The 11,595-nt window shown below is 51.8% G+C and carries 11 protein-coding genes and 1 pseudogene; 5 read left to right on the top strand and 7 right to left on the bottom strand.

Annotated elements, in window-relative coordinates; translation table 11 throughout:
* Positions 1–354 precede the first annotated feature (354 nt).
* From sdaC to xni, 3 genes are all read left to right on the top strand, one after another.
* Entirely contained in the window at positions 355–1,644 is a 1,290-nt protein-coding gene (gene sdaC, locus EQY_RS0113455) for an HAAAP family serine/threonine permease SdaC (RefSeq protein WP_000450473.1), read from the top strand.
* A 57-nt stretch (positions 1,645–1,701) separates the two neighbouring features.
* Complete coding sequence (sdaB, locus tag EQY_RS0113450; protein WP_000626400.1) at positions 1,702–3,069, top strand: L-serine ammonia-lyase II; 1,368 nt, start codon at positions 1,702–1,704, stop codon at positions 3,067–3,069.
* A 283-nt stretch (positions 3,070–3,352) separates the two neighbouring features.
* Positions 3,353–4,108, top strand: a complete 756-nt coding sequence (gene xni, locus EQY_RS0113445; RefSeq protein WP_024212572.1) for a flap endonuclease Xni — start codon at positions 3,353–3,355, stop codon at positions 4,106–4,108.
* Positions 4,109–4,212: 104 nt separating this feature from the next.
* Here the strand turns inward: xni and EQY_RS26805 are convergent.
* The 5 genes and pseudogenes from EQY_RS26805 to EQY_RS0113425 all read right to left on the bottom strand — a co-directional run.
* A pseudogene (locus EQY_RS26805) lies at positions 4,213–4,287 on the bottom strand (hypothetical protein); the annotation flags it as partial.
* A 37-nt stretch (positions 4,288–4,324) separates the two neighbouring features.
* Entirely contained in the window at positions 4,325–5,425 is a 1,101-nt protein-coding gene (gene rlmM, locus EQY_RS0113440; RefSeq protein ID WP_001045536.1) for a 23S rRNA (cytidine(2498)-2'-O)-methyltransferase RlmM, read from the bottom strand.
* The gene (locus tag EQY_RS0113435; RefSeq protein ID WP_000203904.1) at positions 5,418–5,813 is read right to left on the bottom strand and encodes a DUF423 domain-containing protein; all 396 of its coding nucleotides are present in this window, start codon (positions 5,811–5,813) and stop codon (positions 5,418–5,420) included. The genes rlmM and EQY_RS0113435 overlap by 8 nt, the downstream gene beginning before the upstream one ends.
* Positions 5,814–5,831: 18 nt before the next feature.
* Positions 5,832–6,749 carry a glycine cleavage system transcriptional regulator GcvA gene (gene gcvA, locus EQY_RS0113430; protein WP_000044401.1) on the bottom strand — a complete coding sequence of 306 codons (918 nt, stop codon included), beginning with the start codon at positions 6,747–6,749 and terminating at the stop codon, positions 5,832–5,834.
* Between the two features lie 350 nt (positions 6,750–7,099).
* Positions 7,100–7,327: a YgdI/YgdR family lipoprotein gene (locus EQY_RS0113425; protein ID WP_000750399.1), complete on the bottom strand. Its 228-nt coding sequence runs from the start codon at positions 7,325–7,327 to the stop codon at positions 7,100–7,102.
* Positions 7,328–7,518: 191 nt separating this feature from the next.
* Between EQY_RS0113425 and csdA the strand changes: the two genes are divergently transcribed.
* Positions 7,519–8,724, top strand: a complete 1,206-nt coding sequence (gene csdA, locus EQY_RS0113420; protein WP_001100453.1) for a cysteine desulfurase CsdA — start codon at positions 7,519–7,521, stop codon at positions 8,722–8,724.
* Positions 8,724–9,167 (top strand): cysteine desulfurase sulfur acceptor subunit CsdE, encoded by a 444-nt coding sequence (csdE, locus tag EQY_RS0113415; RefSeq protein WP_000184243.1) that lies wholly within the window; start codon positions 8,724–8,726, stop codon positions 9,165–9,167. Before csdA ends, csdE begins: the two co-directional genes overlap by 1 nt.
* A 49-nt stretch (positions 9,168–9,216) precedes the next feature.
* Here the strand turns inward: csdE and tcdA are convergent, their stop codons facing one another.
* Complete coding sequence (tcdA, locus tag EQY_RS0113410) at positions 9,217–10,023, bottom strand: tRNA cyclic N6-threonylcarbamoyladenosine(37) synthase TcdA (protein WP_000117715.1); 807 nt, start codon at positions 10,021–10,023, stop codon at positions 9,217–9,219.
* A 238-nt stretch (positions 10,024–10,261) separates the two neighbouring features.
* Positions 10,262–11,359 (bottom strand): murein transglycosylase A, encoded by a 1,098-nt coding sequence (gene mltA, locus EQY_RS0113405; protein ID WP_000678631.1) that lies wholly within the window; start codon positions 11,357–11,359, stop codon positions 10,262–10,264.
* Positions 11,360–11,595 lie beyond the last annotated feature (236 nt).

Here is an 11,595-nt window from a genome sequence, read left to right as displayed (position 1 = left end):
ATTCTTATCATGATTAACTAAAAGTATTGATTTTTTCAGTTCAACCTACATATATTGCGCGCCCCGGAAGAAACCAGATATCGTTTAGTGGGAAAATATTGCCCTTAAATTCTCTTTTACTTTTGATTTACAGAGTAAAGAGTTGGGATTATCTATCTTCTAAGTAGATTATTGTATTTGAGATCAAGATCACTGATAGATGCATAACTTGTGTGTATCTTTCCGCCCTCAAATTATTACGGCGGAAAATGATTAAGCCATCGCCGATAGACAGATTTCATTTTTACGGCCAGGCACCTTCCCGGGCTGAACTGGCTAAAAGCTGAATTATTTGCATTCCTCCAGGAGAAATAGATGGAAACGACTCAAACCAGCACGATTGCGTCGAAAGACTCTCGCAGTGCCTGGCGCAAGACAGACACCATGTGGATGCTGGGCCTCTACGGCACGGCAATCGGCGCGGGTGTACTGTTCCTGCCAATCAACGCCGGTGTTGGCGGTATGATCCCGCTGATCATCATGGCCATCCTTGCGTTCCCGATGACGTTTTTTGCTCACCGTGGCCTGACTCGCTTCGTACTGTCTGGTAAAAACCCAGGCGAAGACATCACTGAGGTAGTAGAAGAACACTTTGGTATTGGCGCAGGTAAACTGATTACTCTGCTGTACTTCTTCGCTATCTACCCGATCCTGCTGGTTTATAGCGTGGCAATCACCAACACGGTTGAAAGCTTCATGTCTCACCAGCTGGGTATGACGCCGCCGCCGCGTGCGATTCTGTCCCTGATCCTGATCGTGGGTATGATGACCATCGTTCGCTTCGGTGAGCAGATGATCGTTAAGGCGATGAGTATTCTGGTATTCCCGTTTGTTGGCGTACTGATGCTGCTGGCTCTGTACCTGATCCCGCAGTGGAACGGCGCAGCTCTGGAAACGCTGTCTCTGGACACTGCATCTGCAACCGGAAACGGTCTGTGGATGACCCTGTGGCTGGCGATTCCGGTAATGGTATTCTCGTTCAACCACTCTCCGATCATCTCTTCTTTCGCCGTTGCGAAGCGTGAAGAGTACGGCGATATGGCAGAACAGAAATGCTCGAAGATCCTGGCATTCGCTCACATCATGATGGTGCTGACCGTAATGTTCTTCGTCTTCAGCTGCGTACTGAGCCTGACTCCGGCAGACCTGGCTGCGGCTAAAGAGCAGAACATCTCGATTCTGTCTTACCTGGCGAACCACTTTAACGCGCCGATCATCGCGTGGATGGCTCCGATTATCGCGATTATCGCTATCACCAAATCCTTCCTCGGCCACTACCTGGGTGCGCGTGAAGGCTTCAACGGTATGGTGATCAAATCTCTGCGTGGTAAAGGTAAGTCTATCGAAATCAACAAGCTGAACCGTATCACTGCACTGTTTATGCTGGTAACGACCTGGATTGTTGCTACGCTGAACCCAAGCATCCTGGGGATGATTGAAACCCTGGGCGGTCCAATCATCGCGATGATCCTGTTCCTGATGCCGATGTACGCAATCCAGAAAGTACCGGCAATGCGTAAGTACAGCGGTCACATCAGCAACGTATTCGTTGTCGTGATGGGTCTGATTGCTATCTCCGCAATTTTCTACTCTCTGTTCAGCTAAATCCTTTCGCGCCGCTTTCGGGCGGCGCTTCCTCCGTTTTAACCCGATGAATTTCCTATGATTAGCGTATTCGATATTTTCAAAATCGGCATTGGTCCTTCCAGTTCCCATACCGTTGGACCAATGAAAGCGGGTAAACAATTTACCGACGATCTGATTGCCCGTAACCTGCTTAAAGACGTGACTCGCGTGGTGGTTGATGTCTACGGCTCGCTCTCTCTGACCGGTAAAGGCCACCACACTGATATCGCCATTATTATGGGGCTGGCGGGTAACCTGCCGGATACCGTTGATATCGATTCCATCCCTGGTTTTATTCAGGATGTGAATACTCATGGTCGCCTGATGCTGGCAAATGGTCAGCACGAAGTGGAGTTCCCGGTTGATCAGTGCATGAACTTCCATGCCGACAACCTTTCTCTGCATGAAAACGGTATGCGCATCACCGCGCTGGCGGGCGATAAAGTTGTTTACAGCCAGACTTACTACTCCATCGGCGGTGGCTTTATCGTTGATGAAGAACATTTTGGTCAGCAGGATAGCGCACCGGTTGAAGTTCCTTATCCGTACAGCTCAGCAGCCGATCTGCAAAAGCATTGTCAGGAAACCGGGCTGTCACTCTCTGGCCTGATGATGAAAAACGAACTGGCGCTGCACAGCAAAGAAGAGCTGGAACAGCACCTGGCGAATGTCTGGGAAGTGATGCGCGGCGGTATTGAGCGCGGTATTGCCACCGAAGGCGTGCTGCCAGGCAAACTGCGCGTTCCACGCCGTGCGGCGGCTCTGCGCCGGATGCTGGTCAGCCAGGACAAAAACACCACTGACCCGATGGCGGTTGTTGACTGGATCAACATGTTCGCTCTGGCGGTGAACGAAGAGAACGCTGCTGGTGGTCGCGTGGTGACTGCACCGACTAACGGCGCGTGCGGGATTATCCCGGCAGTGCTGGCGTACTACGACAAGTTTATCCGTGAAGTGAACGCTAACTCACTGGCTCGTTACCTGCTGGTGGCAAGCGCCATTGGTTCTCTTTATAAGATGAACGCCTCGATTTCTGGTGCCGAAGTCGGCTGCCAGGGCGAAGTTGGCGTAGCGTGCTCTATGGCAGCGGCGGGTCTGGCAGAACTGTTAGGCGCAAGCCCGGCACAGGTATGTATCGCGGCAGAAATCGCAATGGAGCATAACCTCGGCCTGACGTGTGACCCGGTTGCCGGACAGGTACAGGTGCCGTGCATTGAGCGTAATGCCATTGCGGCAGTGAAAGCGGTGAACGCCGCGCGTATGGCGCTGCGCCGTACCAGCGAGCCGCGCGTCTGCCTCGATAAAGTTATCGAAACCATGTACGAAACAGGTAAAGATATGAACGCCAAGTACCGTGAAACTTCTCGCGGCGGCCTGGCAATGAAGATTGTTGCCTGCGATTAATCTCTCTCCAGAGGCCTCGTTTTGCGAGGCCTCACATTGTTGAGAATGTGCCTGTTGTTTATGTCGGATGCGGCGTAAACGCCTTACCCGACCTACAAAACAGCGAAAATTCAATAGATTGTGATTCTTTTGTAGGCATGATAAGCGTAGCGCATCTGGCAATTTGGCGTTGTCATCAATATCAAACCTCGTTTTGCGAGCACTCTTCCCGATTTCTCATCCAGCCGTAGCCTGTTCCGACATCGAATGTTACCCTTATCGCCTGATCTTTAAGGGGGTTATCGTGGCTGTTCATTTGCTTATTGTCGATGCACTGAATCTTATTCGTCGCATTCATGCCGTTCAGGGCTCACCCTGCGTGGAGACCTGCCAGCACGCGCTCGATCAGCTCATTATGCACAGCCAGCCAACCCACGCCGTCGCCGTTTTTGATGATGAAAACCGCAGTAGCGGCTGGCGTCATCAGCGTTTACCGGATTACAAAGCCGGTCGTCCGCCAATGCCGGAAGAGTTGCACAACGAAATGCCTGCGTTACGCGCAGCCTTTGAACAACGCGGTGTCCGATGCTGGTCAGCCAGCGGCAACGAAGCAGATGACTTAGCCGCCACGCTGGCAGTAAAAGTGACCCTGGCCGGGCATCAGGCAACCATTGTTTCGACAGACAAAGGCTACTGTCAGCTCCTTTCACCTGCACTGCGTATTCGTGATTACTTTCAGAAACGTTGGCTTGATGCGCCGTTTATCGATAAAGAATTTGGCGTTCAACCTCAGCAATTACCCGATTATTGGGGGCTGGCGGGGATCAGCAGCTCAAAGGTGCCGGGTGTTGCGGGGATTGGGCCAAAAAGCGCCACGCAGTTACTCGTCGAGTTTCAGAGTCTGGAAGGGATATATGAAAATATCGACGCGGTTGCCGAAAAGTGGCGCAAGAAACTGGAAGAACATAAAGAGATGGCGTTTCTGTGTCGCGATATTGCCCGCTTACAAACCGACTTGCATATCGACGGCAATTTACAGCAATTGCGGTTGGTACGATAACGGCGTGCCGAATACTACCGATTAACACCTCATTGAATTAAATGCACTTGTAGGCCGGATAAGACGCGGCTAGCGTCGCATCCGGCATTATCACATCAGCGCATTTACCAGGCGGTATGGTAAAGCTCGACAATATCCTCAAGCGTTGCTTCACGCGGGTTGCCACCGGTACAAACATCGGATGCCAGACCGGAGTCAATGCCCCAGCCAACTCACTTACCGTTCGTCGCGACGACCACCCACCGCAGCCCAGATACGACGGACATGCACCGTCACTTCTTCGCGATCGTGATACAACTGCCGCGCCTGAATCTGGGCGTTAATACCATGTTCATCAAGCTGTGCCTGAATGTACGCCAGATTGTGTGACACTTCTTCGTAGCGTTTTTTCATCGGCAGCTTAAGGTTGAAGATAGTTTCACGACACCAGCCATTAACCAGCCACTGTGCCATCAGTGCCGCAACTTTCGCTGGTTTTTCAACCATATCGCATACCATCCATGAGATATTGCTACGTGTTGGGCGGAATTTGAAACCATCTTCCCGCAGCCACGTCACCTGTCCGGTATCCATCAGACTTTGCGCCATCGGGCCGTTATCGACGGAGTATACCCACATGTTGCGCTTCACCAGTTGGTAGGTCCAGCCGCCTGGACAAGCGCCCAAATCTACCGCCCACATTCCATTTGCCAGGCGTTCATCCCACTCATCCGCAGGAATAAACACATGAAATGCCTCTTCCAGTTTGAGCGTGGAACGGCTTGGCGCATCCGCCGGAAACTTCAGGCGTGGAATCCCCATATAGAACGGCGAATTATTATTGCTGTAGGAGTAGCCGGTATAGCAGCAGCCTGGTGCAATAAAGAATACATGCACCACCGGACGCTTCGGCGTTTCATAGTTCGCCAGCACACCCGCATCGCGCAAGGCAGCGCGTAGCGGCACGGTGAATTTACGGCAGAATTTCAGCAACTCTTTGCTTTCGTTGGTATCGGCAACTTCAACACGCAGTTCACCGCCCTTCTCTACTACGCCCTGTAACATGCCGACAATGGGGGTAATACGATCTTCTGACGGCAAATGCTGCAGGAGCTCCCCCACTACAAACCACTGGCGGGCAAAAATTAATGAACTGAACGGCAGCTCACGGATTAACTTATCGCCATCATCAGGTTGATAACATTCATAAATGACATAACCCGCATTCTCTTTCACGCGGGCAAAACCGAAAATTTCCCGCTGGCCGGCTTTATCGGTAATTTCCGCAGCACACTCTTTTTCAAAGCCAGGACGGCACAACAATACAACCTTATTCATGATTTACGCCCTTGCGCTTTAAACGGATAGCTCCGACTAACATTAACGCCCAGCCCGCGAGAAAGCTCACGCCGCCAACCGGTGTGACAAACGCCCACAAACGCAGATGGGACAGCGCCAGGCAATAAAGGCTGCCGCTGAACAGCACCGTGCCTAACGCGAGGAAAACGCTACTCCAGTAAAACCAGATACTGATGCGACGCTGCATCGCCACCGCCAGACCTAAAATCGCCAGCGTATGGAACGCCTGGTATTCGAGGCCGGTCTGGATCCAGCCCATCTCAACGGCTCCCATGGTTTTACTTAACACATGCGCGCCAAAAGCGCCGAGAGCCACAAAAATGAAGCCGCTAATGGCGGCGAAAATCAGCATAAAACGGCTGGTCATGGTCGTACCCTACGTAAATTATTGTTCATAACGAAAGCGGAATTTTTCTTGTTCAGCAGCGGCTTTCGCCAGGATCCATTGGCGAAAGGCGGCTATTTTACCCAGTTCTGCCTGGCTGTCATGACATACCAGATAAAAAGCATTTTTACTGACCAGAACATCATTAAACGGGCAGACAAGGCGTCCGGCCTCGATTTCCGATTGCGCCATCACATTATTCGCCAATGCGACTCCCTGCCCGTGGATAGCCGCTTGCAGCACCATCGCGCTGTGACTGAAGATCGGCCCTTGTTGAACGTTGATATGATTTAACCCCAACTGGCGAGTATATGTCTGCCAGTCACGCCGGGACGCATCGTGTAATAACGTATGTTTAGCCAGATCTTCTGGCGTCTTCAAGGGTTTTTCGCCGGTTAACAGTAGCGGAGAACACACCGGCAACAAATATTCGGCATAAAGTTTTTCGACCCGCAGCCCCGGCCAGTTGCCCCGACCATAAAATATCGCCACATCAACATCATCCGCCAGTTTATCTTCCTGGCGATCGACCGCCTGGATTCGAACGTCGATTCCCGGATAAGCTGAATTAAAGCTGGAAAGTCGCGGCACCAGCCAGTGGATGGCAAAACTGGGGAGTAAACTGACCGTCAACGCCCCCTTGGCGCTACGAGCCTGGAGTTTACGCGTCGCTTCGGTTAATTGCGAAAATATCTCTTTGATATCGAGGAAATAGCTTTGCCCTTCTTCGGTCAGCAGGAGTGAACGATTACGGCGACGGAACAGTTTCAGTCCCAAAAAATCCTCAAGTGACTTGATTTGATGACTTACTGCGGCCTGGGTCACAAAAAGCTCTTCTGCTGCGCGCGTGAAGCTTAAATGGCGTGCGGCGGCATCAAAAACTCGTAAGGCATTTAGCGGTGGTAATCGTTTTGACATGGCTTTTAAACTTTGATGTTAAATGAATTTAACAATTAGATCACACTATGTAACCTATTAGTTTTTTTTATCTGAGCCATTATAAATTGTCCGTTGAGCTTCTACCAGCAAATACCTATAGTGGCGGCACTTCCTGAGCCGGAACGAAAAGTTTTATCGGAATGCGTGTTCTGGTGAACTTTTGGCTTACGGTTGTGATGTTGTGTTGTTGTGTTTGCAATTGGTCTGCGATTCAGACCATGGTAGCTAAGCTACCTTTTTTCACTTCCTGTACATTTACCCTGTCTGTCCATAGTGATTAATGTAGCACCGCCTAATTGCGGTGCTTTTTTTTACCTTGCGATCGCGAATTACTGATCCAGCTCGACCATCTCTTTCACGTCGGTACGGTTGATCTGCTGTTTGTTGCCATTAGCGTCTTTATACGAAATCATACCGGTTTCATTATCAGTTTGTGGTTTACCGTCAGAGACGATGGTACGTCCGTCATTGGTGTGCATCACATAGTTCGAACCGGAACAGGCGCTCAGGGCAAAAGTCAGCATACAGGCAGAGATAATTGCGGCAGTCTTTTTCATCTTCTTCTCCTTAAAGCGATTAATAAATCTTAATAGTATTGATTAACAGGCTAAAATTAACGCCTAACACTATTCAGCATATGTTACTGACGCGGCTTCGCCAGGATATCCAGATAATTCCGATGGTTAGCACTCTCCTTGTATCAAAGTGAATTTTGCGTCACGATCGGTGAATCAAGCCGAGGAGTACCATGAACGTTTTTAATCCCGCGCAGTTCCGTGCGCAGTTTCCCGCATTACAGGATGCGGGCGTCTATCTCGACAGTGCCGCAACCGCGCTCAAGCCCGAAGCCGTGGTTGAGGCTACCCGACAGTTCTATAGCCTTAGCGCCGGAAACGTCCATCGCAGCCAGTTTGCCGAAGCCCAACGTCTGACCGCACGTTATGAGGCTGCGCGGGAGAAAGTGGCGCAATTGCTCAATGCTCCAGATGACAAAACCATTGTCTGGACGCGCGGCACCACCGAATCCATCAACATGGTGGCGCAATGCTATGCGCGTCCGCGTCTGCAACCGGGCGATGAAATTATTGTCAGCGTGGCAGAGCACCACGCCAACCTCGTCCCCTGGCTGATGGTCGCCCAACAAACCGGAGCCAAAGTGGTGAAGTTGCCGCTTAATGCGCAGCGTCTGCCAGATGTCGATTTGTTACCAGAGCTGATTACTCCCCGTAGCCGGATTCTGGCGTTGGGCCAGATGTCGAACGTCACTGGCGGCTGCCCGGCTCTGGCGCGAGCGATTACCTTTGCCCATTCAGCCGGGATGGTGGTGATGGTTGATGGTGCTCAGGGGGCGGTGCATTTCCCTGCAGATGTTCAGCAACTGGATATCGATTTCTACGCTTTTTCAGGTCACAAACTTTACGGCCCGACGGGTATCGGCGTGCTGTATGGCAAACCAGAACTGCTGGAAGCAATGTCGCCTTGGCTCGGCGGTGGCAAAATGATTCACGAAGTCAGTTTTGACGGCTTCACCACACAATCTGCCCCGTGGAAACTGGAAGCCGGAACGCCCAACGTCGCAGGCGTCATTGGGTTAAGCGCGGCGCTGGAATGGCTGGCAGATTATGATATTAACCAGGCAGAAAGCTGGAGTCGTAGCCTGGCGACGCTTGCAGAAGATGCGCTGGCAAAACGTCCAGGCTTTCGTTCATTCCGCTGCCAGGATTCCAGCCTGCTGGCCTTTGATTTCGCGGGGGTTCATCACAGCGATATGGTGACTTTGCTGGCAGAGTACGGTATTGCCCTGCGCGCCGGGCAGCATTGCGCTCAGCCGCTACTGGCAGAATTAGGCGTAACCGGCACACTGCGCGCCTCTTTTGCGCCATATAATACAAAGAGTGATGTGGATGCGCTGGTGAACGCCGTTGACCGCGCGCTGGAATTATTGGTGGATTAATGACAAACCCGCAATTCGCCGGACATCCGTTCGGCACAACCGTTACCGCAGAGACGTTACGCGATACTTTCGCGCCGTTGACGCAGTGGGAAGAGAAATATCGCCAGTTGATCATGCTGGGGAAACAGCTTCCGGCTTTACCTGATGAATTAAAAGCACAGGCCAAAGAGATTGCCGGATGCGAAAACCGCGTCTGGCTGGGGTATACCGTGGCTGAAAACGGCAAGATGCATTTCTTTGGCGACAGCGAAGGACGCATTGTGCGCGGTCTGCTGGCAGTGTTGTTGACCGCCGTGGAGGGCAAAACCGCCGCCGAGTTACAAACGCAGTCGCCGCTGGCGTTGTTTGATGAGCTGGGATTGCGTGCGCAACTTAGTGCCTCACGCAGTCAGGGGCTGAATGCGTTAAGCGAGGCGATTATCACAGCGGCGAAACAGGTTTAAGCACAAATCCAGGTCGGATAAGACGCTCGCGTCGCATCCGACATAATGGTTATTCCTTGCGCGCCGCTTTCGCCATCATCTTCTTCAGCGCATGAGAAACCGCAACAAAACCAAAGGTGGCGGTCACCATCGTTGCCGCACCAAATCCTGATGCGCAATCCATTCGCTTTGGTCCTTCCGCCGTGGCTTTCATCGCACAGACCGTACCGTCTGACTGCGGATATACCAACGCCTCGGTAGAAAACACGCAATCCACGCCGAGCTTACCTTTGCTGTTTTTCACCACGCCAAAATCGCTTTTCAGGCGCTCGCGCAGCTTCGCCGCCAGCGGGTCCTGAATAGTCTTCGCCAGGTCAGTAACCTGAATCTGCGTCGGATCAATCTGCCCGCCGGCCCCCCCCGTCGTTACCAATGGGATTTTATTGCGACGACAGTATGCGATTAGTGCCGCTTTGGGGCGCACACTGTCAATGGCATCAATAACATACGAATAACCGGCATTCATATATTGCGCTACGTTATCCGGCGTCACGAAATCGTCCACCACTGTCACCCGACACTCCGGGTTAATCTGGCGAATACGCTCCGCCATCACTTCCGCTTTTGCCAGCCCGACGTTATCACGCAGCGCGTGAATTTGCCGATTGGTATTGGTGACACACACATCATCCATATCGATAAGCGTTATTGCGCCAATCCCCGTGCGCGCCAGAGCTTCCGCTGCCCAGGAACCGACACCACCGATGCCGACCACACAGATATGTGCATCGGCAAATAGTTGCAAGGCTTTCTCACCATACAGACGCGCAGTGCCGCCAAAACGCTGACGCCAGGCATCACTAATTACCACAGACATAGCACCTCAGAATTAAAAAGGGTGAGGTTATCCCCCACCCTAAACGCATAAATGCCTGATGCGCTACGCTTATCAGGCCTACATAACTCCTGCAATATATTGAATCTGCATGATTTGTAGGCCGGATAAGGCGTTCACGCCGCATCCGGCATGAACAATGCGCACTTAGTTAACAATCAGGAGATGAGGTTATCCCTCATCCTGTCTTATCCGTAAAAACGGCGTACAGAATAACACATCAGCCGCTAAAGACGTTACCTGCACCCGGTGCCGTTTTCAGCACCCAGACACGTCCATAGTGGTTGTACCAACCTGCGCGGTGTCCGGCTTCCGGCCCGATCCCTTGATAGATATCGAAATGTTGGCCTTTGATTGCGCCACCGACATCCAGCGCCACCATCAGACGCAGTTCGTACTGACCGTTAAATTTACCGTTATTATCCAACAACGGTACTTCTGCCAGCAAGGTAGTGCCTGGCGGGATGAGCGAGCGATCGGAGGCAACAGAAGCACGACCAACCAGCGGCACAGCACTTGCTCCTTTCACCGGTGCAAAAGATTGCGGCTTAAAGAAGACGAAAGACGGATTCTGTTCCAGCAGTTCGCGAACTTCGGCTTCACTGTGCGTTTCCCCCCAGTGACGAATCGCCTGCATCGACATATCTTCTTTTTTCACTTCGCCACGATCGATCAGCACCTTACCAATACTGCGATAGGCATGACCGTTCTTTCCGGCATAGCTGAAGAAGTTAAGCGGACTGCCGTCGCCAAAATCGATATACCCGCTACCCTGTACATCCATAATGAAGTTATCCATCAGGGAGTTGCTGTAAGCGAGGATATATTTATCGCTCAGTGCCCCCGCGTAGATCTCCGCACGAGACGGCAGACGGCCGCGTTTTGGCGGCATACGGTAAATAGGATACTGGAACTCGCCCTGGCGGGTATGGCGCGCCTGAATTACCGGCGTGTAATAGCCTGTAAACTGCACGTTGCCATAGTTGTCCGCGCCTTCCATCTGCCAGGCGTCAATGCCGAACTGGCGCATATTGCGGGTATCACCGCCTGCGCGCAGCCACTCTTGCACCGCGTTATAAACATTACTCTGGTTGCCATACAGACGCGGTGACGAGTTACGAATATGGTTAATTTGCTCGGCAAAATCACCGGCGTTAATTGGTGCGCCAACGGCATCTGGCTGGTTCACCAGAGAGAAAGGCTGGGTAAATTTCCCGTCTTTATATTGCTGTCCGCGATCGGTTGGTTTGGAGGAGCAGGCGGCAAGCATCGCCACAACAGCGCCCATAAGAAGGTACTTTACCCAACGTCCTTTCATTGTTCTCTTCTTCAGGTTAAAAAATAAGGCACAACGAAGATAACAAACCGTCGCGTTTAATGAAATGAGCAGACTCTCCCTGACGCAAATTTTGCACAAAAAATAGACGGTAGCGTTTTGTTTTTGTTCAAAATCATGCCAAATCCGTGATCCGGGTAAAAAAAAGGTTGCATGAAAATGCGAGCGGAGTATAGTGCGCATCCACGGACGCGGGGTGGAGCAGCCTGGTAGCTCGT

This window comes from Escherichia sp. TW14182, assembly GCF_000208525.1.
Taxonomy (GTDB): domain Bacteria; phylum Pseudomonadota; class Gammaproteobacteria; order Enterobacterales; family Enterobacteriaceae; genus Escherichia; species Escherichia ruysiae.
The sequence above is the reverse complement of the archived record's forward strand: the minus strand, read 5'-3'. Positions and strand labels throughout refer to the sequence as shown.